Annotated in this window: 26 protein-coding genes; 21 read left to right on the top strand and 5 right to left on the bottom strand. The window is 72.4% G+C overall.

From position 1 onward, the window contains the following. Positions 1–148 precede the first annotated feature (148 nt). The 8 genes from ACFV1L_RS02235 (at position 149) to ACFV1L_RS02200 (ending at position 8091) form a co-directional block, all read left to right on the top strand. Positions 149–817 carry a DUF4097 family beta strand repeat-containing protein gene (locus ACFV1L_RS02235; protein WP_380362098.1) on the top strand — a complete coding sequence of 223 codons (669 nt, stop codon included), beginning with the start codon at positions 149–151 and terminating at the stop codon, positions 815–817. 105 nt (positions 818–922) lie between these two features. Beyond that, positions 923–2377, top strand: coding sequence for a WGR domain-containing protein (locus ACFV1L_RS02230; RefSeq protein WP_380362097.1), 1455 nt, complete (start codon positions 923–925; stop codon positions 2375–2377). A 109-nt stretch (positions 2378–2486) separates the two neighbouring features. After that, entirely contained in the window at positions 2487–3647 is a 1161-nt protein-coding gene (locus tag ACFV1L_RS02225; protein WP_380362096.1) for a sensor histidine kinase, read from the top strand. A 14-nt stretch (positions 3648–3661) separates the two neighbouring features. Beyond that, positions 3662–4336 (top strand): response regulator, encoded by a 675-nt coding sequence (locus ACFV1L_RS02220; protein WP_380362094.1) that lies wholly within the window; start codon positions 3662–3664, stop codon positions 4334–4336. A 151-nt stretch (positions 4337–4487) separates the two neighbouring features. Continuing rightward, positions 4488–5069 carry a hypothetical protein gene (locus ACFV1L_RS02215; protein ID WP_380362092.1) on the top strand — a complete coding sequence of 194 codons (582 nt, stop codon included), beginning with the start codon at positions 4488–4490 and terminating at the stop codon, positions 5067–5069. Continuing rightward, positions 5066–5815, top strand: a complete 750-nt coding sequence (locus ACFV1L_RS02210) for an NAD-dependent deacetylase (protein ID WP_380362091.1) — start codon at positions 5066–5068, stop codon at positions 5813–5815. The genes ACFV1L_RS02215 and ACFV1L_RS02210 overlap by 4 nt, the downstream gene beginning before the upstream one ends. Positions 5816–5873: 58 nt before the next feature. Beyond that, positions 5874–7085 (top strand): cytochrome P450, encoded by a 1212-nt coding sequence (locus tag ACFV1L_RS02205; protein ID WP_380362090.1) that lies wholly within the window; start codon positions 5874–5876, stop codon positions 7083–7085. A gap of 10 nt (positions 7086–7095) precedes the next feature. Further along, positions 7096–8091: an ADP-ribosylglycohydrolase family protein gene (locus tag ACFV1L_RS02200; protein ID WP_380362088.1), complete on the top strand. Its 996-nt coding sequence runs from the start codon at positions 7096–7098 to the stop codon at positions 8089–8091. A gap of 7 nt (positions 8092–8098) precedes the next feature. Here ACFV1L_RS02200 and ACFV1L_RS02195 read toward each other — a convergent pair whose 3' ends face one another. From ACFV1L_RS02195 to ACFV1L_RS02175, 5 genes are all read right to left on the bottom strand, one after another. Next, complete coding sequence (locus tag ACFV1L_RS02195; RefSeq protein ID WP_380362086.1) at positions 8099–8806, bottom strand: VWA domain-containing protein; 708 nt, start codon at positions 8804–8806, stop codon at positions 8099–8101. Positions 8807–8810: 4 nt separating this feature from the next. Continuing rightward, the gene (locus ACFV1L_RS02190; RefSeq protein WP_380362084.1) at positions 8811–9836 is read right to left on the bottom strand and encodes an ADP-ribosylglycohydrolase family protein; all 1026 of its coding nucleotides are present in this window, start codon (positions 9834–9836) and stop codon (positions 8811–8813) included. Positions 9837–9874: 38 nt separating this feature from the next. Next, positions 9875–11167, bottom strand: a complete 1293-nt coding sequence (locus ACFV1L_RS02185) for a DUF2786 domain-containing protein (RefSeq protein WP_380362082.1) — start codon at positions 11165–11167, stop codon at positions 9875–9877. 261 nt (positions 11168–11428) lie between these two features. After that, positions 11429–13063, bottom strand: coding sequence for a transporter (locus tag ACFV1L_RS02180; RefSeq protein ID WP_380362080.1), 1635 nt, complete (start codon positions 13061–13063; stop codon positions 11429–11431). Further along, complete coding sequence (locus ACFV1L_RS02175; RefSeq protein ID WP_380362078.1) at positions 13060–13839, bottom strand: ABC transporter ATP-binding protein; 780 nt, start codon at positions 13837–13839, stop codon at positions 13060–13062. Before ACFV1L_RS02175 ends, ACFV1L_RS02180 begins: the two co-directional genes overlap by 4 nt. A 262-nt stretch (positions 13840–14101) precedes the next feature. On the opposite strand from ACFV1L_RS02175, the gene ACFV1L_RS02170 reads away from it, so the two are divergent. The 13 genes from ACFV1L_RS02170 (at position 14102) to rpsS (ending at position 24423) form a co-directional block, all read left to right on the top strand. After that, positions 14102–14644, top strand: a complete 543-nt coding sequence (locus ACFV1L_RS02170; protein ID WP_380362076.1) for a DUF1707 and DUF4190 domain-containing protein — start codon at positions 14102–14104, stop codon at positions 14642–14644. A gap of 470 nt (positions 14645–15114) precedes the next feature. Beyond that, complete coding sequence (gene rpsL, locus ACFV1L_RS02165) at positions 15115–15486, top strand: 30S ribosomal protein S12 (RefSeq protein WP_014144289.1); 372 nt, start codon at positions 15115–15117, stop codon at positions 15484–15486. A gap of 2 nt (positions 15487–15488) precedes the next feature. Next, entirely contained in the window at positions 15489–15959 is a 471-nt protein-coding gene (gene rpsG, locus ACFV1L_RS02160; RefSeq protein WP_030457432.1) for a 30S ribosomal protein S7, read from the top strand. Between the two features lie 39 nt (positions 15960–15998). Further along, positions 15999–18104, top strand: a complete 2106-nt coding sequence (fusA, locus tag ACFV1L_RS02155) for an elongation factor G (protein WP_380362074.1) — start codon at positions 15999–16001, stop codon at positions 18102–18104. A 202-nt stretch (positions 18105–18306) separates the two neighbouring features. Beyond that, entirely contained in the window at positions 18307–19500 is a 1194-nt protein-coding gene (gene tuf, locus ACFV1L_RS02150; protein WP_035863533.1) for an elongation factor Tu, read from the top strand. Between the two features lie 179 nt (positions 19501–19679). Then, complete coding sequence (locus ACFV1L_RS02145; RefSeq protein ID WP_380362072.1) at positions 19680–20183, top strand: SigE family RNA polymerase sigma factor; 504 nt, start codon at positions 19680–19682, stop codon at positions 20181–20183. Further along, positions 20180–20881 carry a hypothetical protein gene (locus tag ACFV1L_RS02140; RefSeq protein ID WP_380362071.1) on the top strand — a complete coding sequence of 234 codons (702 nt, stop codon included), beginning with the start codon at positions 20180–20182 and terminating at the stop codon, positions 20879–20881. The genes ACFV1L_RS02145 and ACFV1L_RS02140 overlap by 4 nt, the downstream gene beginning before the upstream one ends. Positions 20882–21278: 397 nt before the next feature. After that, positions 21279–21587 carry a 30S ribosomal protein S10 gene (gene rpsJ, locus ACFV1L_RS02135; RefSeq protein WP_012785157.1) on the top strand — a complete coding sequence of 103 codons (309 nt, stop codon included), beginning with the start codon at positions 21279–21281 and terminating at the stop codon, positions 21585–21587. A 14-nt stretch (positions 21588–21601) separates the two neighbouring features. Next, positions 21602–22249 (top strand): 50S ribosomal protein L3, encoded by a 648-nt coding sequence (gene rplC / locus ACFV1L_RS02130; RefSeq protein ID WP_380362069.1) that lies wholly within the window; start codon positions 21602–21604, stop codon positions 22247–22249. Positions 22250–22253: 4 nt separating this feature from the next. Continuing rightward, positions 22254–22931, top strand: coding sequence for a 50S ribosomal protein L4 (gene rplD, locus ACFV1L_RS02125; RefSeq protein WP_380362067.1), 678 nt, complete (start codon positions 22254–22256; stop codon positions 22929–22931). Then, positions 22931–23248, top strand: coding sequence for a 50S ribosomal protein L23 (rplW, locus tag ACFV1L_RS02120; RefSeq protein ID WP_030457419.1), 318 nt, complete (start codon positions 22931–22933; stop codon positions 23246–23248). The genes rplD and rplW overlap by 1 nt, the downstream gene beginning before the upstream one ends. Positions 23249–23293: 45 nt before the next feature. Then, the gene (rplB, locus tag ACFV1L_RS02115) at positions 23294–24130 is read left to right on the top strand and encodes a 50S ribosomal protein L2 (protein WP_043914588.1); all 837 of its coding nucleotides are present in this window, start codon (positions 23294–23296) and stop codon (positions 24128–24130) included. An 11-nt stretch (positions 24131–24141) separates the two neighbouring features. Beyond that, the gene (rpsS, locus tag ACFV1L_RS02110) at positions 24142–24423 is read left to right on the top strand and encodes a 30S ribosomal protein S19 (RefSeq protein ID WP_014136283.1); all 282 of its coding nucleotides are present in this window, start codon (positions 24142–24144) and stop codon (positions 24421–24423) included. Positions 24424–24445: the final 22 nt, after the last annotated feature.

Raw genomic sequence — 24445 nt, 5'->3', positions numbered from 1 at the left:
CAGGGCGGTCACCCCACTCGGGGTGGCCGCCCTGCGGCGTTTCACCTAGGGGATCCCCCTGGGGACGGGGGCCCGCGAACCACTCCGTGGAGGGAGGCGGTGCGGCCCGGGCGGGCGGCAGACTGGGGCACGTCGAAAGGAGGCCGCGGTGAAGCGGATCATGGGGGCGGCGGCGGTCGTCGGACTGCTGGTGGTCGGGGCGGTGGGCTGCGGTCCGTGGGACCAGCAGCGCAAGACCGTGTCGTACGAGGTGCCCGGTCAGGTGGACCAGCTGGTGGTCGAGGGGACCAGCGGCGGGATCGACGTGCGGGTCGGCGACGGGCCGGTGCGGGTGGTGGAGAAGCGCGCCTGGGACGACCAGGAGCCGCAGGGCACCCACGTGCTCAAGGACGGGGTGCTGACCCTGACCTACTCGTGCTCCGGCTGCGGGATCGGCTACGAGGTGCACGTGCCGGCCGGCACCAGGCTGAAGCTCTCCCAGAGCAGCGGCGGCATCCAGCTGCACGACGTGGCGGGGGACGTCGACGCGCAGGTGACCTCCGGCGGGATCAGCGCCACCGGGCTGCGGTCGAAGAGCGTGAAGCTGGCGGTGGTCTCCGGCGGGGTGGAGGCGCGGTTCGCCGAGGCGCCGACCCGGGCGGAGCTGTCCACCGACTCCGGCGGGGTGCAGCTGAAGGTGCCGTCCGGCCAGCAGTACCAGGTGGACGCGCACGCCGACAGCGGCGGCACCGAGGTGGAGCTGCCGTCGGTCGGCGGCGCGCCGCACGTCCTGGTCGCCAAGGCGGCGAGCGGCGGGGTGCAGGTCTCCGCCGTCTGACGGGGGCCAACTGTCGGTGGCAGGGCCTAGATTGAGGGTCGTCGGCAGGAGGCGGGCAGCCCCGCCGGCACCCCCCGAACTCTGTGCCCGAAAGGGGCGTCGGCCATGTCTGCCACCGTTTCCGCGGACCCGCAGGTGACCTACCTGGAACTCTCCGAGGACCAGGGGAGTGCCCACAAGTTCTACGAAGTCACGGTCAAGGACGCGGAGCTGACGATCCGCTACGGCCGGATCGGCGAGCCGGGCACCACCAAGACCACGGTCTGTGCGAGCGCCGAGAAGGCCGCCGCACAGGCCGCCAAGAAGATCGGCGAGAAGGTCCGCAAGGGCTACGCGCCGGCCGTCCAGGGAGTGCGTCAGCGCCGGGCGGTGACGCGCCGCCAGATCACCTCCAGCCGCTCCACCGCCCGCCAGGCGCCGATGCTGTGGCGCTTCCGCTCCGGCTCGCCCGCCTTCGGGGTGTACGTCGGGGAGGAGCACGCCTGGGTCGGCAACGAGAGCGGCGACGTCTACACCCTGACCCGGGACGGCGAGGTCACCGGCCGGTTCGGCCTGCCCGACGGCGTCAAGTGCATCGTCGCCGACGACTGGTGGATCTACGCGGGCTGCGACGACGGCAAGGTCTACGACCTGGGCGGCAAGGTGCCGCGGGTGGCGTACGAGATCGCCCAGGACGTCGACATCTACTGGCTCGACATCCACGACGGCGTGCTCGGCGTCGCCGACGAGCGCGGCGGGCTGACCACCGTCGACCACGAGGACGAGTTCCAGTGGCGCCGGCAGGCCGACGGCCGGTCCGGCTGGATGGTGCGGTGCGACGCCGAATCCGTCTACCACGGCTACTCGTCGGGCGTGGCCCGGTACGCGAAGCGCGGCGGCGACCAGCTGTGGCACACCCGCACCAAGGGCCAGGTGCTGTTCGGCTGGCAGGAGCGGGACGAGGTGTTCGCCGGCACCTCGCAGGGCTGGGTGCACCGGCTGCGCAAGGCCGACGGCGCCGAGGTCGCCGCGTACAAGTGCGACGCCTCGGTGTTCTCCTGCGCGGCCTCCCCGGACGGCGAGTACGTGTTCGCCGGCGACAACCACTCCTCGGTGTACTGCTTCGCCGCCGACGGCACCAGGCTGTGGAAGCTCGGCACCGGCTGCGGCTCCGCGTACAGCATGCAGTACCGCGACGGACGGCTGTACGTGGTCACCACCGACGGCTCGCTGGCCTGCCTGGACGCCTCGCCCGGCGCGGTGCAGGCCGCCGAGCAGGGCACCCTGCCCGCGACCGCCGAGGTGAGCGCCGGCCGGATCGAGCGCGTGGTGCCGTCCGCGGAGCTGGAGACGGTCAGCGTCACCGCGGCGGTGGCCGGCGGCGGCGTCGAGGTGGAGTGCGTCGCCGACGGCGGGCGGCTGCGGGTCCGGGTGGTCTCGCCCGGCTTCGACCCGTCCTGGCGGGTGCAGTTCCCCAAGGACGTCCGGGTCGCCGGTGCGCGCTACCTGGTGGCGGAGGTGCGGGAGTCCGCGTCCGGCGGGTTCTACCGGGCGCGCGGAGAGATCAAGCGGCTGCTGTGACGCCCGGGCACTGACGCACCGTCGACGGAGGGCGCTCCCGGTCGGGGGCGCCCTCCGGCGTGCCCGGCCGGGGGACGGCGGCCGCACGGCGATGCGAGAGGATGCGCGGATGGGGAAGTGGACGGAAGGCCTGCTCGCCCGGGGCCGGGCCCGGCCGTGGACGGTGGACGGGCCGCTGGTCGCGCTCGCCGTCGGCGTCGGGCTGTGGGGGGTGTACGCCGACCCGGAGCACGAGGGCGGCACCTGGTGGGGGTACGCGCTGGCCCTGGCCGGGACGCTGCCGCTGCTGTGGCGGCGGCGCAGGCCCTGGGCGGTGCTCGGCCTCTGCGCGGTGCCCACCTCGGTGCTGTCGGTGGTCTCGCACTTCGCGATGCCGCAGATCCAGGTCGGCATGGCGGTCGCCATCTACACCGTCGCCGACCGCGGCCGGGACTGGCAGCGGGCCGTGGTGCTGTCGGTCAGCGTGCTCGGCAACGTGATCGGCACCCGCTCGTTCAGCGGCATGCTGTTCAGCACGGTGGTGTCCGTCGGCAGCTTCGTCTTCGGCTCCCTGGTGCGGGAGTTGCGGCGGCTGGCCGGCGTCGAGGCGGAACGCGCCCGGCAGGCCGGACTGCGCGCCGCCAGCGAGGCGGCGCGGGCGGTCGGCGAGGAACGCGCCCGGATCGCCCGCGAGATGCACGACATCCTGGCCCACGCCGTCTCGCTGATGGTCGTCCAGGCCGAGGCCGGCCCGCTGGTCGTGCACAGCAGCCCGGAGCGGGCGATCCGCGCGTTCGACGCCATCGCCGACTCCGGGCGCGACGCCATGGTCCAGCTCCGGCGGGTGCTCGGCGTCCTCAGGGAGGACGGCGCGGCCCCCGCGCTCGCCCCGCAGCCCCGGCTCGCCGAACTCACCGGCGTGCTCGGCCGGGTCCGCGACGCGGGCGTCGCCGTCGACGCCCGCATCGAGGAGACCGGGCCGGCCGAGGTCCAGGCCGCGGCCTACCGGATCGTCCAGGAGGCCCTGACCAACGTGGTCAAGCACGCCGAGGCCTCGCGGGTGGTGGTCCGGGTCGAGGTCCGCGACGGCGCCACCCTGACCGTCGACGTCTCCGACGACGGGACCGGCCCCCGCGTCCCGGCCGGCACCGGGGTCGACGGACGCTCCGGGGGCCGCGGCCTGCTCTCCATCCGCGAACGCGCCGCGGCCTGCGGCGGCAGCGCCGTGACCGGCCCCCGACCGGACGGCCGGGGCTACCGGGTGGCCGCCGTCCTGCCGCTCAACGCCTGAGGAAGGAACCCGACATGACCGTACGAGTGGTGATCGCCGACGACCAGGAACTGGTCCGCGCCGGATTCGGCATGATCCTCGACGCCCAGCCCGACATCGAGGTCGTCGCCGAGGCCGGCGACGGGCAGCAGGCGATCGACGCCGTCCGCGCCCACGACCCCGACGTCCTGCTGCTCGACGTCCGGATGCCCGTCATGGACGGCCTGGAGGCCGCCCGGCGGGTCTGCGCCGAGTTCCCGCGCTGCAAGGTCGTCATGCTGACCACCTTCGACGTCGACGACTACGTCTTCGACGCGCTGTACGCCGGAGCGAGCGGGTTCCTGCTCAAGGACGTCCGCCGCGACGACCTCGCGCACGCCGTCCGGGTCGTCAACTCCGGCGAAGCGCTGCTCGCGCCCTCCGTCACCCGGCGGGTCATCGGCGAGGTCACCGCGCGGAAGGCCGGCGGCGCCCCCGTCGTCCCCCGGGCGCTGGGCCTGCTCCTCGGCGCCCTCACCGCCCGGGAGCTGGAGACGCTGCGGCTCGTCGCCCGGGGCATGTCCAACGCGGAGATCGCCGCGGAGCTGGTGGTCAGTGAGCACACCGTCAAGACGCACGTCAGCAACCTCCTGCAGAAACTGCGGCTCCGGGACCGGGTGCACGCGGTGGTCTTCGCGTACGAGGCGGGAGCGGTGACGGCGGGGGAGTAGCGGGCGGGAGGGGGCGGTGCGACCCTGACGGGGTTTTCCCGTACCTCCGGGGAGGGAGGCGGCGGGTTCACCGCTGCGGGGGAGTCGCGCCGCAGGCCGTCGCGGCAGGGTTGGGCGTGTCGGAGAAGGCACTCTCACAAGGGGGTTGGCGATGGTGACGGGACGTCGGGCGCTGGGCTGGTCGACGGGGCTGCTCGCGGTGTACGGGGCGGTGCGGCTGGTGCCGGGCTCGCGCGGGACGGGGCCGGGGTGGACGGTCGGGCACCTCGCGCTGTTCGGCGGGCTGGTGCTGATGGGCGTGGGCCTGGTGGAGCTGTGGCGCCTGGGCGGCTCGCGCGGGGCGTGGGGCCGGGTCTGGCTGGGGGCGGGCCTCGCCGGGGTGCTGGCGGGGATGGTGCAGAGCGGCATCGACCTGTGGGCGAACGCGGTCGCCGCGGACCTCGCGGAGCGGTCGGAGCTGTTCGACCGGGTGCAGTCCACGCCCGGGGTGATGCCGCTGGTGTACACGGTGGTGCCGATGCTGCTGTACATCGGACTGATCGCCCTGCTGGTGCGGCTGACGGCGCGTCGGGTGGTGCGCTGGTGGAGCCCGGTGCTGGTGCTGGCCGCCACGGTGCTGATGGGGGCGTCGCTGAACTTCCTGTCGGTCGGCGCGGTGCTGTACCTGGTGGCGTTCCTGCCGGTGATAACCGGTGGTCGGAACGGGCTGCGGGCCGTACCGTCCGGGGCATGAGCGAGAAGCGTCCGCTGGTGGCGGTGTTGACGGGGGCGGGGATCTCCACGGACTCGGGGATTCCCGACTACCGCGGCCCGCAAGGGCTTTGGCAGCGCGATCCGAGCGCGCAGGAACTGGTGACGATCGGCCCGTACCTGGCGAGCACGGAGGTCCGCCGCCGGTCCTGGCTGATGCGGCGGGACGCCGGCGCGGTGGGCGCGAAGCCGAACGCCGGGCACCTGGCGCTGGTGGAGCTGGAGCGGTCGGGCGTCCCGATGCGGGTGCTGACGCAGAACGTGGACGGCCTGCACCAGGCGGCCGGGCTGCCCGCCCGGAAGGTGATCGAACTGCACGGGACCGCCGCCGAGGTGCAGTGCGTCCGGTGCCGGGTGATCGGCCCGATGGCGGCGGCGCTGGAACGGGTCGGGGCGGGCGAGGCCGACCCGGCGTGCGAGCAGTGCGGCGGCGTGCTGCGGCCGCGCACCGTCATGTTCGGCGAGGCGCTGGACGAGCGGGTGCTGGAGCAGGCCGACGCGATCGCCAAGGCGTGCCAGGTCTTCCTGGCGGTCGGCAGCTCGCTCCAGGTGCACCCGGCGGCGCTGCTCCCGAGGATCGCGCTGGAGCACGACGCCAGGCTGATCGTGCTGAACGGCGAGCCCACGCCGTGGGACTGGGCCGCGCACGAGGTGGTCCGGGAGCCGATCTCGCAGGCGCTGCCGAAGCTGGTGGAGCGGCTGGTGGACGGGGACCTGGCCCGGGCTTGATCGAAAACCGCAGGTCGGGCTGCTTACGATGGCGGTCCGACGAGCAGGGAGAAGATCAATGGCGATCGACGACTTCGACCCGTGGTCGGCCGCGTTCGTGGCCCACCCGTACCCGGCCTACGCCGCGCTGCGCGAGCAGTCGCCGGTCGTCCACTACGAGCCGACCGACCAGTGGCTGATATCCCGGTACGCGGACGTCGGTTCGCTGCTGCGGGACCGGCGGCTGGGCCGCACCTACACGCACCGGTTCGGCCACCGGGAGTTCGGGCAGCCCGAGCCGAACCCGGCGCACGAGGCGTTCCACACCCTCAACGACCACGGCCTGCTGGACCTGGAGGGCCCGGACCACACCCGGATCCGGCGGCTGGTGTCCAAGGCGTTCACGCCGCGGATGGTCGAGTCGCTGCGCCCCACCGTGCGGCGGCTCGCCGGGGAGCTGGTCGACGGCCTGCTCGCCGACGGCGGCGGCGACCTGATCGCCCGGGTCGCCGAGCCGCTGCCGGTCGCCGTCATCGCCGAGATGCTCGGCGTCCCGGAATCGGACCGCCACCTGCTGCGGCCCTGGTCGGCCGACATCACCGGCATGTTCGAACTCAACCCGGACGAGGACACCGCCCGCCGCGCGGTCACCGCCAGCATCGAGTTCTCCGCCTACCTGCGGGAGCTGATCCGCCGTCGGCGCGAGGAGCCCGGCACCGACCTGATCAGCGCACTGGCCCGCGCCGTCGAGGACGGGCAGGTGCTCAGCGAGCAGGAGATGGTCTCCACCTGCGTGCTGCTGCTGAACGCCGGCCACGAGGCGACCGTCAACACCACCGGCAACGGCTGGTGGGCGCTGCTCCGCAACCCCGGCGAACTCGCCCGGCTGCGCGGCGCGGTGGACGAACTGCTGCCCACCGCCGTCGAGGAGCTGATGCGCTACGACACCCCGCTGCAGATGTTCGAGCGCTGGGTGCTGGAGGACATCGAGGTCGGCGGCGTGCACATCCCGCGCGGCGCCGAGGTGGCGCTGCTGTTCGGCTCCGCCAACCGCGACCCCGAGCGGTTCGCCGACCCCGACCGGCTCGACCTGGGCCGCACCGACAACCCGCACATCACCTTCGGCGCGGGAATCCACTTCTGTCTCGGCGCGCCGCTTGCCAGACTTGAGCTCACCGAGTCCTACGGCGCACTGCTCCGCAAGGCCCCCGGGCTGACGCTGGTGCGCGAGCCCGCGTGGCGCCCCGGGTACGTGATCCGCGGGCTCCAGGAACTGCTGGTCGAGATCTGAGGGGCGTGTCATGGGGCGGGCGACCGGGGCGATGCTGGGGCTGGCGATCGGGGACGCTCTCGGCAAGCGCACCGAGTTCCTGAACCTGCACGAGATCGGGCTGCTCAGCCCGGACTGGCGGCAGTTCCCGCTGCCGAAGAACGCCAAGGTCACCGACGACACCCAGATGACCCTGGCGCTCGCCCGCGCCCTGCGCACCGCCCTCGCCGAAGGCCCGCTCGTCCCGCTGCGCCTCGAACTCCCGCTCCGCGAGGAGTTCGTGGACTGGTGGCGCTCCCCGGACAACGACCGGGCCCCCGGCATGACCTGCCTGCGGTCCTGCTTCCGGCTGTCCACCGGCCGGCCCTGGCAGGACGCGTCCGACATCGGCTCCAAGGGCTGCGGCGCGAACATGCGGGTCGCCCCGCTCGGCCTGGTGCGGGAGCTGACGGACCGGCAGGTGGCCGGCGCCGCCCAGTTGCAGTCCGGCCTGACCCACGGGCACCCCACGGCGCTGGCCGCCAGCGAGCTCACCGCGTTCACCGTCCGCTGGCTCGCCCAGGGCGTCGAACCGTCCGAACTGCCCGCCCGGCTGCGCGCCCACACCGTCGAACAGCGCACCCGCTACGACGGGTTCTGGCTCGGCGACCTCTCCGCCCGGGACCACTTCGGCTCCCCGGAGGAGTTCATCGCCCGCGGCTGGGACGAGTGCCTGCGGGCCCTCGACCGGCTGGACGCCGCGCTCGCCGCCGGCGAGGTGGACGCCGACCCGTGCGAGCGGACCGGCGAGGGCTGGGTCGCCGAGGAGGCGTTCGCCACCGCGCTGCTGTGCTTCCTGCTGCTCCCCGACGACCCCGTCGCCGCCGTCCGCCGCGCCGCCGTCTCCGCCGGCGACTCCGACTCGCTGGCCTGCCTGGCCGGCGCGTTCGCCGGCGCCCGGCACGGCGAGCGCGCCTGGCCGGCCGACTGGGTCGACCGGATCGAGTACCGCAAGGAGCTGCTGGCCTTCGGCGCCCTCTGGGACTGACGGCCGGTCAGCCGGCCGGGCGGACGGCGGCCAGGAACTCCGGGAAGCCGGCCAGCAGGTGGTCGTACAGCTCGGCGTCGGTCCGGTCGCGCGGGTCGCGGCCGGCCGGGAAGAAGCCCGCGTTGTCGACCGGCCGCCGGGCCGGAACGGGCAGTTCGTCGAGCCGGCGGAGGAACGCGAACTCCTGGTCGGCCGGGTCGCCGAACCCCACGAACTGCCAGTAGATCGGGAGTTCGGCGGCCAGGCAGAGCATGTCCCGGGCCGCCGCGCGCGAGCTCGGGCCGCCGTCGGTCTGGAAGACGACGAGGGCCGGGTCGGTGGCGCCGGAGAGCTGGTAGTGCCGGACGACCGCCTTCATCGCCGCGTGGTAGTCGGTCCGGCCCATGGGCCCGTACGAGGCGTGCAGGCGGCCGATCCGGTCCCGGTGGTCGTCGAGCGAGATCTCGGCGATGCCGTCCACCCCGGTGGAGAAGAACACCACCGGCACCCGCCCGTCGTCGTCCAGGTGCGCGGAGAGCGCCAGCACCTGCTCCGCGAAGTGCTGCACCGCCCCGGACCGGTAGTACGGCCGCATCGAACCGGACCGGTCCAGCACCAGGTAGACGGCCGCCCGGACCTGCTGCAGGCCGCTCTTCACCAGGCTCACCCGGGCGGACTCGTACCGGCCGACGAGGCCCGGCGCGGCGGCCGACACCTTCTCCGGGCTCAGCGCCACCCGGTCACCGGACCGGCAGCGGGTAGCGGTCGCCCAGCGCCGCCCGGTCGCCCCGGGCGTGCGCCGCCAGGTCGTCGGCCACCTGGAGCAGCACCTCGCGGCCCTCGACCAGGGCGCACCAGTCGGCGGGCAGGCCGGACAGCCCGTACAGCGCGCCCACCAGGTTGCCGCAGACCGCGCCGGTGGAGTCGCTGTCGCCGGAGTGGTTCACCGACAGCACCAGCGCCGAGCGGGCGTCCGGCGCGGCCAGCGCCGCGTACACCGCGACGGCCAGGCACTCCTCGGCGATCCAGCCCATGCCGACCCGCTCCACCCCCTCGGCCGTGCCCGGGCCCTCCGCGGCCACCCGCACCGCACGGCGCAGCGCCTCCGTCGTCTCCGCGTGCGACGGCACCGCCGCCAGCTGCGCCAGCGTCGCGTCCAGCGCGGCCCGCAGCGGCAGGCCGGCCGCCACCCGTTCGATCAGCGCGGCGAACGCGCCCGCGGCCAGGTAGCCCGTCGGGTGGCCGTGCGTCAGCTGCGCGGCGTCGGCGGCCCGCCGGAACGCCTCCTCGGGGCCCAGCCCGGCCAGGCCGAACGGCGCGGAGCGCATCACCGTGCCGCAGCCCTTCGAGTGCGGGTTGACCGGGCCCTCCTGGCCGAACGGCACGGCGTCCCGGTAGTCCAGCACCACGCCCGTCATGCAGGCGTTGCCCGGGGCGCGGGAGGCGTACAGGAACTCCTGCGCGGCCAGCCAGCCGTCCGGGGAGGCCACCGGGCCGTTCATCCGCTGGGTGCGGAACCAGCGGCGGTACGCGGCGTGCAGGTCCTCCCGGCGGCCGCCGCGCAGCAGGCCCTCCGCGGTGAACAGCGTCATCTGGGTGTCGTCGGTGACCTGGCCGCCGCGGCCGGCGTCGGCCAGGTCGGTCAGGCCCGCGTCGCCGTGGTGCCGCCGGATGCTGTCCAGGTGCATGAACTCGATCGGCCAGCCCAGCGCGTCGCCCAGCGCGCCGCCGAGCAGCGATCCGCGTGCCCGCTCCGTGAACTCCATGGTGGTGCCCCCCTCGTCGTGTGTGCGCCGACGCCCCGTCAGCGCTCGATCCGGCCCGAACCCCGGTGCAGCGTGGCCCGGTCGGCGGCGGCCCGGCCCTCGACCCAGCCCTCGCCGTCACTCACCCGCACCCGCTGCGACACGAGCTTCGGGAACATCCTGCCGACCGCGTCGTCCACCGCCTCGGCCCGGGCCGCCAGCACGGGCAGCAGCCCGCCGTCCGGGGTCGGCACCGGCAGCGCCCCGCCGTCGGAGCCGTCGGCGCCCCCGGGCTCGGCCGGCCGCCCGGCCGCCGCGTCCTCGGTGGCCCGCTCGGTGGCCTCCGCCAGCCGCTCGCGGATCCGCGCCGCGTACGCCACCAGGAAGGACTGCCGGAACGCCTTCGTCCGCGCCGCCCCGTCCTTGTGCTTGCGGCTGCCGGCCCGGTGCATCGCCGACGTCGCCTGCACCAGCAGCGAGGTGTACAGCAGCTCGACGGCGTCCAGGTCGGCGTCGAAGCCGATCAGGGTGCAGAACCCGAACTCCTTCGCCCACACCACCCGGCACCGGTTCGCCGCGGCCACCGCGTCCAGCAGCATCGTCTTCGGGCCCTCGTACGGGTTGTCCACGCCGATCCGCAGCGCGGCCGGCGTGTCCGCCGACGGTCCGCCGGCCGACAGCAGCGCCTCGTCGATGGAGTGACGGGCCATCAGCTCCTGCGCCTTCGCGGTCAGCGCCTCCGCCTCGTCCGGGAAGCCCGTCGACTCGGCCTTCGCCAGCAGCGCCCGGATCCGCCCCAGCATCCGCGGCTCCCCGCTGCGCGGCGCGCTCGCCCGCGGCGCCGACTGCCCCGGCACCGGGCCCACCGGCTGGACGGGCGGCAGCAGCGCCCACACCCGCAGCAGCTCCAGCGCCGCCGTGGCCAGCGCGAACCGGTCCAGCCGGTGCCGCTCCGCGAACGCCTGCAGGTACGCCTCGTCGGACGGCCACCACGGCTCCGCCTCCAGCTCGCGCAGCTGGTCCCGCCAGCGGCGGTCCAGCGACGCGGCGGGATGCCGGCGGCCCTCCGCGGCGATCAGGTCCACCGCGAGGGCGACCTGCACCGGGCCCAGCCCGCGCCGCGCCACCCGCACCAGGTCGGCCGGCCGCCAGCCCGCCGCCCAGCACCGGCCCACCGACCGCTCCGCGAAGCCCAGCAGCGCCCGGCTCACCAGCGGCCACCGGTCCGCGGACGCCGCCAGCACCGACGCCGCACCGTCCACCACGTACTCCAGCCCGTCGGGCGGCGCCCCGACCACCCGGCCCACCGCCTCCGCCAGCAGCTCGTCCACGGGCTGATCGGTGCTGGTCACGGTGGTTCCTGCTTCCTGGGGCGCGGGGGAGGGGCGCTCCCCATGATGCCGGAGCGCACCGTCCGGCGAGCCGGGTCGGCCGAGCGGGGCGTCCCCGCCGCGGACGATCTGCCGCTCCGCCGGGCCGGCTGCGGCGGAGGGCGGCGGCGGTGACCGGCCGGAGCACCGGCGTCGGCAGCGCCGTCTCCCTCCGCCGCCCGCAGGCCGGCCCCGGGCGCGCACGCACGGCGGCCGCGGGCCCGGGGCCGACCTGACGGGCCGTCAGCGCTCGATCACCTTGGCGAGGATCTCCGGCAGCCGCTTGAGCAGCCCGCCCGCCGCCACCCGGATGCCCAGCAGGACCATCGCCGCGCCGTACAGCAGGCCGACCGGCAGCAGCAGCCACGCCGGGTGGTGGCCCAGCAGCAGGAAGCCGAGCAGCGCGCCGACCGGCAGGCAGCCCACCACGACCCCGATCATCGAGCCGAAGGCGTTGGCCATGACCACGCCGTTCTGCCCGGGCGCGGCGCTGCGCATCGGGTTGCCGTCGGCGGGCAGCGCGAACGGGGCGTACACGCTGATCACGCAGCCCAGTCCGATGCTGGTGCCGAACGCCGCGAACGCCAGGCCGAAGGCCGGCGCGAGGTCCGCCCAGCCGCCGGTGACGGCCGCGACCACCGGGCCGAGCAGCACCAGCACCACGGCGCCGTAGGCGAGGATCGCCGACACCCGGCCGCGCAGCTCGTCCCGGGCGTCCTGACGGGTGCTCAGGGTGGCGGCGACCATCCAGAACCCGGAGCCGTCCATGCCGAACAGGTTGCCGGACTGCAGGCCGAGCATCAGCCCGCCCAGCGCGATCACGTACACCGAGCCCCAACCCTGCACCACCGACAGCGCCGCGATCACGCAGGTCATGCCGATGCCGGTGAAGATCGCGGCCTTGGCGCGCGGCTCGCGCCAGGCGTACCGCAGGTGCCGCTGGGCGACCGTGCCGGCCCGGCCGGCGGGCAGCAGCCGCCAGCCGCGGGCGGCCCGGCCCGAGTGCACCGACGAGGTCTCCACCAGGGTGGAGGAGTCGCCGGAGACCATCAGGTCCTGCAGGCTGCGCAGCCACCAGCGCAGCAGGACGGCCAGCAGGCCCGCGGCGAGCGCCAGTTGCAGCGCGGCGACCAGGTAGGCGCCGTCGCCGGCGGAGCGCACGGCGTCGATCGCCGACACAGGCGGGATCCACCGCACCACCGAGGCGTACGGATGCAGCACCGACAGGTCGAGGCTCTGGCCGGGGCTGCGGACGGAGCTCTGCACGCCCAGGTTGCCGAGCTGCACCAGCACCGCGAACAGCAGGCCGCCGAAGATCGCGAAGTCCTTGCCGCGCCGGCTGGACAGCAGCCGGGCGTTGGCGGCGGCCACCGAGCGGGTCAGCGCGATCAGCAGCACCAGGGTGAGCGGCACGGCGAGCACCGCGACCACCGCCGAGGCCGCGCCCCGCCCGGCCGCCGCGGCGGCGCCGGCCAGCATCAGCAGGCCGATCAGCGGGCCGGGCCCGACCAGGCTGCCGAGCAGGGTGCCGCGCAGCAGGGCGCGCGGCCGCAGCGGCAGCATCGTGAGCCGGGTCGGGTCGGCGCTCTCGTCCCCGGCGAAGAAGAACAGCGGCATGGCGGCCCAGCAGACGGTCAGGCCGGCGGTGAGCACCGCGGCCACGTCGGCGGCGCCCTCCTTGCCGTGCAGCACCACCAGGCCGATGGCCGCGCCCGCGCCGAACACCAGCCCGACGCCGGTGCCGATCAGGTAGCCGGCGGCCCGCCCGGGGCTGCGCCGCAGCCCGTTGCGCAGCAGCCGGACCTTCAGCGAGACCAGCGCGCGGACGACGGCCCGGTCGTCGGCGGCGGAGCCGGGGGCAGTGGTCGGAGCGCTCACCGGTGGCCCCCACCGAGCCAGTCGAGCGCCTGCCCGTCGTCCTCGCGGACGCCGACCAGGCCGAGGAACGCCTGGTGCAGCGAGGTACCGCCGCGCACCTGGTCGATCGGCCCGGCGGCGACCACCTGCCCGGCGTTGACCACCGCGACCCAGTCGCACAGCGACTCGACGAGCTCCATGACGTGGCTGGAGAACACCACGGTCGAGCCGGAGGCGGCGTACCGGGTGAGCACCCCGCGGATGGTCTGCGCGGACACCGGGTCGACGCCCTCGAACGGCTCGTCGAGGAACAGCACGTCGGGGTTGTGCAGCAGCGCGGCCGCGAGGCCGATCTTCTTGCGCATGCCGGTGGAGTAGTCGGCGACCAGCTTGTCGGCCGAGCCGGTCAGGTCGAGCACCGCCAGCAGCTCCTCGGCGCGCCGGTCGGTCTCGGGGCCGGGCAGGCCGCGCAGCCGCCCGTTGTACTGGAGCAGTTCGCGCCCGCTGAGCCGCTCGAACATCCGCAGGCCCTCGGGCAGGATGCCGATCCGGGACTTGACCGCGACCGGGTCCTGCCAGACGTCGGCGCCGTGCACCAGCACCGTCCCGTGGTCGGGTCGCAGCAGGCCGGTGACCATCGACAGCGTGGTGGTCTTGCCGGCGCCGTTCGGGCCGACCAGGCCGATGAACGAGCCCGCGGGCAGGTCGAGGTTGAGTCCGGCGACGGCGGTCTGCGCGCCGAAGCGCTTCCACAGGTCGCGGATCGAGACGGCGGGCGGCGGGGTGGTCGCCTCCATGGCGAGGGGTCTCCTTGTCGAGGTCGGTCCGCGGCCGGCCCGACGGGCGCCGACCGGTTCGGGCGGGTGGAGCGGTGCCGGGGGGCGCCCTGTGCGACCTTATGATCGTTTCGTCTTCCTTCCATCCCCCGAGCGGCGGTATTGAGCCCCTAGGGGTGCGGGCCCCCGCCGACCCACCGCAGCCCGGCAACTACTCGGGGACGCCGTTCGTCCTGCATCCTGAGAAGCGCACGCGCCGTGCGGGGAACGGGAGGTGGCCGCGATGGCCGGTCAGTGGGGATCACCGGCGCCGTACGGGCAGCAGCCCTGGCAGCCCGCGCCGACACCGCAGTCCGCGATGCGCGCCGCGCACGCCGACCGCGAGCGCACCGTCGACGTGCTGAAGGCCGCCTTCGCCGAGGGCCGGCTCACCGCCGCCGAGTACGAGCACCGGATGGCCACGGCCCACCAGGCCGCCACCTACGGCCAGCTGTCCGCGCTGGTGGCCGACCTGCCGGCCGGCCCGGTGGCGGCCCCGTTCGGCGCGCCCGTCCCGGCGACCTTCATGCCGGTGGCGCCCCCGCCGCGCAACGGGCTGGCGGTGGCCTCGGCGATCCTCGGCGGCCTGTGCCTGGTCACCGGCGGCGCCACCGGCCTGCCCGCCGTGATCACCGGCCACCTGGCGCGGGCGCAGATCCGCCGCACCCGGGAGCCCGGCGACAGCCTGGCGCTGACGGGCCTGATCCTGGGCTGGCTGTCGCTGGCCGGCTGGGTGCTGTTCGCGCTGCTGGTCGTCCTGGTGGCGGTGGCGGCCCCGAACCCGTGAGCCGGACCGCGCCGGCGGCGGATCGGCGGCGGGCGGGTGCACCCCGGGCACGAGGACGTCGCACCGCGCTGCCCGACCCGCCTCGACCCGCCCGTCCGGTGCCGGTCCCGCTTCACCGTGCTCCGGGCACCGTCCCGAGGACCGGCCCCGCCGCGGGCGTCCGGGTCGGGGGCCGGTCCGGGAGCCGCCCGCCCGGGCGCGCCCCATTTGTTTTGACCGCCGCCTGTGCGCTAGGTACGCTCTGACCTTGTGCCTGGGGTGTGCCCGGGTCCTTGTGCGTGCCAGCAGATCGGCCGCCGCAGCGGAGACTCCACCCGCTCGGTGTGTGCCGTAGCCGCAGCTCAGCTCATGGGATTCCGTGATTCTTCCCCCGAAGAAGGCCCAACACGCCCGACCGCGTGGGTCGGAGTGTGCGGGCCATACCGCAGGTTAGTTCCACCAAGCCTTGGCACACAGAAAACGGAGAAACGGTGCCTACGATCCAGCAGCTGGTCCGAAAGGGCCGGCAGGACAAGGTCGAGAAGAACAAGACGCCCGCACTGAAGGGTTCGCCCCAGCGCCGCGGCGTCTGCACGCGTGTGTACACGACCACCCCGAAGAAGCCGAACTCGGCTCTCCGCAAGGTCGCCCGTGTGCGCCTCACCAGCGGGATCGAGGTCACCGCTTACATTCCGGGCGAGGGCCACAACCTGCAGGAGCACTCCATCGTGCTGGTCCGCGGTGGCCGTGTGAAGGACCTTCCTGGTGTCCGCTACAAGATCATCCGCGGTTCGCTCGACACCCAGGGTGTCAAGAACCGCAAGCAGGCCCGCAGCCGCTACGGCGCCAAGAAGGAGAAGTAAGAATGCCTCGTAAGGGCCCCGCCCCGAAGCGCCCGGTCATCATCGACCCGGTCTACGGCTCCCCGCTGGTGACCTCGCTGGTCAACAAGATCCTGCTGCACGGCAAGCGCTCCACCGCCGAGCGGATCGTCTACGGCGCCCTCGAGGGCGTCCGTGAGAAGACCGGCGCCGACCCGGTCGTCGCGCTGAAGCGCGCGCTGGAGAACGTCAAGCCGACCCTCGAGGTCAAGTCCCGCCGCGTCGGTGGCGCCACCTACCAGGTGCCGGTCGAGGTCCGCCCGGGCCGCGCCAACACCCTGGCGCTGCGCTGGCTGGTCGGCTACTCCCGCGCCCGCCGCGAGAAGACCATGACCGAGCGTCTGCTCAACGAGATCCTCGACGCCAGCAACGGCCTGGGCGCTTCCGTGAAGCGTCGCGAGGACACCCACAAGATGGCCGAGTCCAACAAGGCCTTCGCGCACTACCGCTGGTAGTCCGAACCCCGTCACTAGACAGAGAGAGAACGAGCCACCATGGCTGCAACCTCCCTTGACCTCGCCAAGGTCCGCAACATCGGGATCATGGCGCACATCGACGCGGGCAAGACCACCACCACCGAGCGGATCCTGTTCTACACCGGTGTCTCGTACAAGATCGGTGAGGTCCACGATGGCGCTGCCACCATGGACTGGATGGAGCAGGAGCAGGAGCGCGGCATCACCATCACGTCCGCCGCGACGACCTGCCACTGGACCCTCGACGGTGTCGACAACACGATCAACATCATCGACACCCCGGGCCACGTCGACTTCACCGTCGAGGTGGAGCGCTCGCTGCGCGTCCTCGACGGTGGCGTGACCGTGTTCGACGGCGTCGCCGGTGTCGAGCCCCAGTCCGAGACCGTGTGGCGGCAGGCTGACCGCTACGGCGTCCCGCGCATCTGCTTCATCAACAAGCTGGACCGCACGGGCGCCAACTTCTTCTTCTGCGTGCAGACCATCGTGGACCGCCTCGGCGCCACCCCGCTGGTCATGCAGCTGCCGATCGGCGCCGAGGCCGACTTCACCGGCGTCGTCGACCTGGTGAAGATGAAGGCCCTGGTCTACTCGGCCGACGCGCCCAAGGGCGAGATGTACGACGTCGTCGACATCCCGGCCGACCTCGTCGAGCAGGCCGCGGAGTACCGCGAGGCCCTGATCGACACCGTGTCGAACGTCAGCGACGAGGTGATGGAGCTCGCCCTGGAGGGTGAGGACATCCCCGAGGACGTGCTGAACGCCGCGATCCGCAAGGGCACCCTGAACTCGGACTTCACCCCGATCTTCTGCGGCTCCGCCTTCAAGAACAAGGGCGTCCAGCCCCTGCTCGACGCGGTCGTGCGCTACCTGCCGTCGCCGCTCGACATCGAGGGCATCGAGGGCACCAAGCCCGGCAACGACGAAGAGAAGATCGTCCGCCAGGCCTCCGACGACGAGCCGCTGGCCGCGCTGGCGTTCAAGATCATGTCGGACCCGCACCTCGGCAAGCTCACCTTCGTCCGCGTGTACTCCGGCCGTCTCGAGTCCGGCACCCAGGTGCTGAACTCGGTGAAGGGCAAGAAGGAGCGCATCGGCAAGATCTACCGCATGCACGCGAACAAGCGTGAGGAGATCGACTCGGTGGGCGCCGGCGACATCATCGCCGTGATGGGTCTCAAGCAGACCACCACCGGTGAGACGCTGTCGGACGACAAGAACCCGGTCATCCTGGAGTCCATGGACTTCCCGGCCCCGGTCATCCGCGTCGCCATCGAGCCCAAGTCCAAGGGCGACCAGGAGAAGCTGGGTGTCGCCATCCAGCGTCTCGCCGAGGAGGACCCGTCCTTCCAGGTCAACACGGACGAGGAGACCGGCCAGACCATCATCGCGGGTATGGGCGAGCTGCACCTCGAGGTGCTGGTCGACCGTATGCGCCGTGAGTTCAAGGTCGAGGCCAACGTCGGCAAGCCGCAGGTCGCGTACCGCGAGACGATCCGCAAGGCCGTCGAGCGCATCGACTACACGCACAAGAAGCAGACCGGTGGCTCCGGCCAGTTCGCGAAGATCCAGATCGCGATCGAGCCGCTGGAGTCCGGCGAGGGCTACGAGTTCGTCAACAAGGTCACCGGTGGCCGCGTGCCGAAGGAGTACATCCCCTCGGTCGACGCCGGTTGCCAGGAGGCCATGGAGTTCGGCGTTCTCGCCGGCTACCCGCTCCAGGGCGTCCGCGTGAGCCTGCTCGACGGTGCGTCGCACGACGTCGACTCGTCCGAGCTCGCGTTCAAGATCGCCGGTTCCATGGCGTTCAAGGAAGGTGCCAAGAAGGCGTCGCCGGCTCTGCTGGAGCCGATGATGGCCGTCGAGGTCACCACCCCCGAGGACTACATGGGCGACGTGATCGGCGACATCAACTCCCGCCGTGGCCAGATCCGGGCCATGGAGGAGCGTCACGGCGCCCGCGTCGTCAAGGCGCTGGTGCCGCTCTCCGAGATGTTCGGCTACGTCGGTGACCTGCGCAGCAAGACCTCTGGTCGCGCAAGCTACTCGATGCAGTTCGACTCGTACGCCGAGGTTCCGCGGAACGTGGCGGACGACATCATCGCCAAGGCCAAGGGCGAGTGACGTCCCGGTAATCGGGATGAATCAGACCCTTTAGGCTAGAAGGAGGGCACCCGGGCGTTCACCCGCCCGGGTTCCGCCCGGGAGCCCTCCGGCACCCCCACCCGCGGGACGGCATGGGGCGCCACCAGCGCCCCGTTCCAATAACCCGATCCAGACCAACTGACGTCGTACGGCGTACAGAACTGTCCTCAGGAGGACTGCAGTGGCGAAGGCGAAGTTCGAGCGGACGAAGCCCCACGTCAACATCGGCACCATCGGTCACATCGACCACGGTAAGACCACGCTGACCGCGGCCATCACCAAGGTGCTGCACGACGCGTACCCGGACATCAACCCCTTCACGCCGTTCGACCAGATCGACAAGGCGCCGGAGGAGCGTCAGCGCGGTATCACCATCTCCATCGCGCACGTCGAGTACCAGACCGAGGCGCGTCACTACGCCCACGTCGACTGCCCGGGTCACGCCGACTACATCAAGAACATGATCACCGGTGCGGCTCAGATGGACGGCGCGATCCTCGTCGTCGCCGCCACCGACGGCCCGATGCCGCAGACCAAGGAGCACGTCCTCCTGGCCCGCCAGGTCGGCGTCCCCTACATCGTCGTCGCCCTGAACAAGGCCGACATGGTGGACGACGAGGAGATCCTGGAGCTCGTCGAGCTCGAGGTCCGTGAGCTCCTCTCCGAGTACGAGTTCCCGGGCGACGACCTGCCGGTCGTCCGCGTCTCCGCGCTGAAGGCGCTGGAGGGCGACAAGGAGTGGGGCGAGAAGCTCCTCGGCCTGATGCACGCGGTCGACGAGGCCATCCCGACCCCGGCTCGCCTCACCGACCAGCCGTTCCTGATGCCGATCGAGGACGTCTTCACGATCACCGGTCGTGGCACCGTCGTCACCGGTCGTATCGAGCGCGGTATCCTCAAGGTCAACGAGACCGTCGACATCATCGGCATCAAGAACACCAAGACCACCACCACGGTCACCGGTATCGAGATGTTCCGCAAGCTGCTCGACGAGGGCCAGGCCGGTGAGAACGTCGGTCTGCTGCTCCGCGGCATCAAGCGCGAGGACGTCGAGCGCGGCCAGGTCATCATCAAGCCGGGTTCGGTCACCCCGCACACCGACTTCGAGGCCCAGGCCTACATCCTGTCGAAGGACGAGGGTGGCCGTCACACCCCGTTCTTCAACAACTACCGCCCGCAGTTCTACTTCCGTACCACGGACGTGACCGGCGTCGTGACCCTCCCCGAGGGCACCGAGATGGTCATGCCGGGCGACAACACCGCCATGACCGTCCAGCTGATCCAGCCGGTCGCCATGGAGGAGGGCCTGAAGTTCGCCATCCGTGAGGGTGGCCGCACCGTCGGCGCCGGCCAGGTCACCAAGATCGTCAAGTAATTGCCGATCTGACCCTGGTCCGTCGCAGGACAGGCTCACGCAGCGGGTCCGCTCCCTCTCGGGGGAGCGGGCCCGCTCGCGTTTTTCTCCCGGCCGGGTGCAACGCCGGCGGCCGTCCGAGGCACTGGAAGGGGTGGAGCCGACCCGCCGGGGCGGACCGGGACAGGGGGAGGGCGCCGGTGGACGCCGACCAGGTGCTGCACGAGTTCGTCGCCGCCCGCCGGACGGCGCTGTTCCGCAGCGCCTACCTGCTGTGCGGCGACCGCGACGAGGCCGACGACCTGGTGCAGGCGACGCTGGTCAAGGTGATCCTCGGCCGGCGCCGACTGCGGCGGATCGAGCACCTGGACGCCTACGCCCGCAAGACGCTGGTGAACACCTTCATCGCCGCCCGCCGCCGGTTCTGGCGGCGCGAGCAGGCCTACGGCGAGCTGCCCGAAACCGCCGCGGCGCACCCCGAGCCGGAGCTCGGCGTCGCCGTTCGGGCCGCCCTGGCCGGGCTGTCGCCCGGACAGCGGGCGGTCGTGGTGCTCCGCTACTGGGAGGACCTCGGCGTCGCGGACACCGCGGAGCTGCTCGGGATGCCGGAGAGCACCGTCCGCAGCCACGCGGCCCGCGGCCTGGCGAAGCTGCGCGCCCTCGTCCCGCAGGACATCGACCAGTTGCAGGGGGACCGGCCATGACCGGGCACGCGCAGATCCGACAGCTCCTGGAACGGGCCCTGGTGGAGCCGCCCGCCGTCGCGGACGACCGGCCGCTGTTCGCGCGCGCCGCGCGGATCCGCCGCCGGCGCCGCACCGGACTGGGCCTGGCGGCGGCCGGCCTGCTGCTCGCCGGGGCCTTCCTCCCGGCCTGGGGCCCGCCGGACCGGCGGACCGCCGCGGACCGGCCGGAGCGGCGACAGGCGGAACGGCTGCGGGCCCTGCTGCCGGCCGGCACCGGCGCGGTCGAGCGCGCCGCACCGGTTCCCGGGCCGGCCGGCGGACCGCTGGACGGCGTCTACTGGATCCGCAAGGACGGCCGGCTCGGGGTGATCCGGATCGAGACCGGTACCGCGACCTCCGCGTCGCTGAGCTGCACGCCCGAACTGCCGGCCGCCGCCACCCGCACCTGCACGTTCCAGGCGGTGCGACGGCACGAGGAACTGACGGTGGACCAGCGGCCCGATCCCGAGGGGCGGTCGGAGCTGGCCTGGGGGAGGAGCGTCGACGCCGTCCTGCTGCTGCCGGACGGGCGGGCGCTGTTCGTGGACGCGATCAGCGGCTACCGCGGTTCGCGGGCTCCCGGGCCGGCGATGGACGCGCCGCCGCTGACCGCGGATCAGGTGCGCGACCTGGCACGGCGGCCCGAGCTGGCCGGGGGCGGCGGAGGCGGGGTGTGAGCAAGGGCGCAGGGCCCGCTGATTGGCGTAGCGGGCGCGCCTTGTGGCAGGATGTCTGAGTTGCTCGGTTGAGTACCGATGCTGCGCGCCTCCCGCCGGGAGGACCGGAAGCGAGTCCCATGTACTCGTCGTTCCCGTGAATGGCCGTCCATGTGCCCACGTGCTGTGTGTGGGTGCAGTGGTGTGTAAGCGACACCGCGGCAGCTGCGGGGCGAAAGTACGGGAATCTTCCGGGAAGCGTATGCGGGGTCTCGGCCCGGCTCACCTCTCCTCCAGCAGTTCGAAACCGACGAGATCGTTCGCCGGTTTTTTGCAAGCGCGAGTGCGACACGCCCGAGCGCGGGGGTCGGAGAGGGGTCGTGAAGTAACTCATTGAACGAAGGACTACGAAGTAGCCATGGCGGGACAGAAGATCCGCATCCGGCTCAAGGCCTACGACCACGAGGTCATCGACTCCTCGGCGAAGAAGATCGTCGAGACGGTGATCCGCACTGGTGCGCAGGTCGCGGGCCCGGTGCCGCTGCCCACTGAGAAGAACGTGTACTGCGTCATCCGCTCGCCGCACAAGTACAAGGACTCGCGCGAGCACTTCGAGATGCGCACTCACAAGCGTCTGATCGACATCCTCGACCCCACGCCGAAGACGGTTGACTCGCTGATGCGTCTCGACCTGCCGGCGGGCGTCGACATCGAGATCAAGCTCTGAGAGGCGCACCGAAGATGGCTAAGCAGATTAAGGGCATCCTGGGCGAGAAGCTCGGCATGACCCAGGTCTGGGACGAGAACAACCGGGTCGTCCCGGTGACCGTCGTCAAGGCCGGGCCGAATGTCGTGACCCAGGTCCACACCGCCGACAGCCCGGCCGGCTACGACGCCGTGCAGATCGGCTTCGGCGAGATCGACCCCCGCAAGGTGAACAAGCCCCTCCAGGGCCACTTCGCCAAGGCCGGTGTCACCCCGCGCCGCCACCTGGTCGAGCTGCGTACCTCGGACGCGTCCGAGTACACCCTGGGCCAGGAGATCACTGCCGAGACCTTCGAGGCGGGTGTCAAGGTCGACGTGACCGGCACCTCCAAGGGCAAGGGCTTCGCCGGTGTCATGAAGCGTCACAACTTCAAGGGCCTCGGCGCCGGTCACGGCACCCAGCGCAAGCACCGCTCGCCCGGTTCCATCGGTGGCTGCGCCACCCCGGGTCGTGTCTTCAAGGGCCTGCGCATGGCGGGTCGGATGGGCCACGAGCGTGTGACCACCCAGAACCTGACCGTTCACGCGGTCGACGCGGAGAAGGGTCTGCTCCTCATCAAGGGCGCGATCCCGGGCCCGAACGGCGGCCTCGTCCTCGTCCGCACCGCGGCGAAGGGGCTGTGAGGAAATGACCAGCATTGACATCCTGTCGCCGGCCGGCGACAAGACCGGCAGCCTCGAGCTGCCCGCCGAGATCTTCGACGCCAAGGTCAGCGTTCCGCTGATGCACCAGGTCGTCGTGGCGCAGCTCGCCGCGGCCCGCCAGGGCACCCACAAGGCGAAGAACCGCGGCGAGGTCCGTGGCGGCGGCAAGAAGCCGTACCGCCAGAAGGGCACCGGCCGCGCCCGTCAGGGCTCGACCCGCGCGCCGCAGTTCACCGGTGGTGGCGTCGTGCACGGTCCCGTGCCGCGTGACTACTCGCAGCGGACCCCGAAGAAGATGATCGCCGCCGCCCTGCGCAGCGCGCTCACCGACCGGGCCCGTCACGAGCGCATCCACGTCGTCACCGGCGTGACCGCGACCGAGACCCCGTCGACCAAGGCCGCCAAGGCTCTGTTCGGCAAGATCTCCGAGCGCAAGAACCTCCTCCTGGTGGTCGAGCGCGAGGACGAGCTGGGCATCCTGTCCGCTCGCAACCTGGCGAACGTGCACATCCTGGACGCCGGCCAGCTGAACACCTACGACGTGCTCGTCTCCGACGATGTGGTCTTCACCCAGGCCGCCTTCGAGCGTTTCGTGGCCGGTCCGGCCGCGTCCGCCAAGGCCGTTGCTGCTGAGGGCGAGCTCGAAGGGACTGCCGCCTGATGAGCGAGATCACCTCCAAGACGTTCACGGACCCCCGTGACGTCCTGATCAAGCCGGTTATCTCGGAGAAGAGCTACTCGCTCCTCGACGAGAACAAGTACACGTTCGTCGTGGCTCCCGGTGCCAACAAGACCCAGATCAAGCAGGCCGTCGAGTCGGTCTTCTCGGTCAAGGTCGAGGCCGTGAACACGCTGAACCGCCAGGGCAAGCGCAAGCGCTCCCGCACCGGTTTCGGCAAGCGCAAGGACACCAAGCGCGCGATCGTGACGCTGGCCGAGGGCAACCGCATCGACATCTTCGGTGGTCCGGTCGCCTGACCCTCGGGTCAGGGACTGCGATCGTCGTAAAGGACGAGGACAGAAATGGGTATCCGCAAGTACAAGCCGACTACGCCGGGCCGTCGTGGCTCCAGCGTGGCCGACTTCGTCGAAATCACGCGGTCCACGCCGGAGAAGTCGCTGGTTCGCCCGCTGCACAGCAAGGGCGGCCGTAACAACGCCGGTCGTGTCACTGCTCGCCACCAGGGTGGCGGCCACAAGCGCGCCTACCGTCTGATCGACTTCCGTCGTCACGACAAGGACGGCGTGCCGGCCAAGGTCGCTCACATCGAGTACGACCCCAACCGCACCGCGCGCATCGCGCTCCTGCACTACGCGGACGGCGAGAAGCGCTACATCATCGCCCCCCGCGGCGTCGCGCAGGGTGACCGGATCGAGAACGGCGCTGGCGCCGACATCAAGCCGGGCAACAACCTGCCGCTGCGCAACATCCCGGTCGGTACCACCATCCACGCGGTGGAGCTCCGTCCCGGCGGTGGCGCCAAGCTGGCCCGCTCCGCGGGTTCCGGCATTCAGCTGCTCGCCCGTGAGGGTCGCATGGCGCACCTGCGCATGCCCTCCGGTGAGATCCGCCTGGTGGACGCGCGCTGCCGCGCGACCGTCGGCGAGGTCGGCAACGCCGAGCAGTCGAACATCAACTGGGGCAAGGCCGGCCGTATGCGCTGGAAGGGCGTCCGCCCGACCGTGCGTGGTGTGGCCATGAACCCGATCGACCACCCGCACGGTGGTGGTGAGGGTAAGACCTCCGGTGGTCGCCACCCGGTCTCGCCGTGGGGCAAGCCCGAGGGCCGCACCCGTCGCCCGAACAAGGCGTCGGACAAGCTCATCGTGCGCCGCCGCAAGACCAACAAGAAGCGCTAGGAGCAGGTCAGATGCCGCGCAGTCTCAAGAAGGGCCCCTTCATCGACGACCACCTTCAGAAGAAGGTGGACGTGCAGAACGAGGCGGGCACGCAGAACGTCATCAAGACCTGGTCCCGTCGTTCCGTGATCTCCCCGGCCATGCTCGGCCACACGATCGCGGTTCACGATGGCCGCAAGCACGTCCCGGTGTTCGTCACCGAGTCGATGGTCGGCCACAAGCTCGGCGAGTTCGCTCCCACGCGCACCTTCAAGGGGCACGTGAAGGAAGACCGCAAGTCGAAGCGTCGCTAATCGCGATTTGCTCCGCGAGCTG

Source organism: Kitasatospora sp. NPDC059646 (genome assembly GCF_042734615.1).
Lineage (GTDB): Bacteria > Actinomycetota > Actinomycetes > Streptomycetales > Streptomycetaceae > Kitasatospora.
The sequence above is the reverse complement of the archived record's forward strand: the minus strand, read 5'-3'. Positions and strand labels throughout refer to the sequence as shown.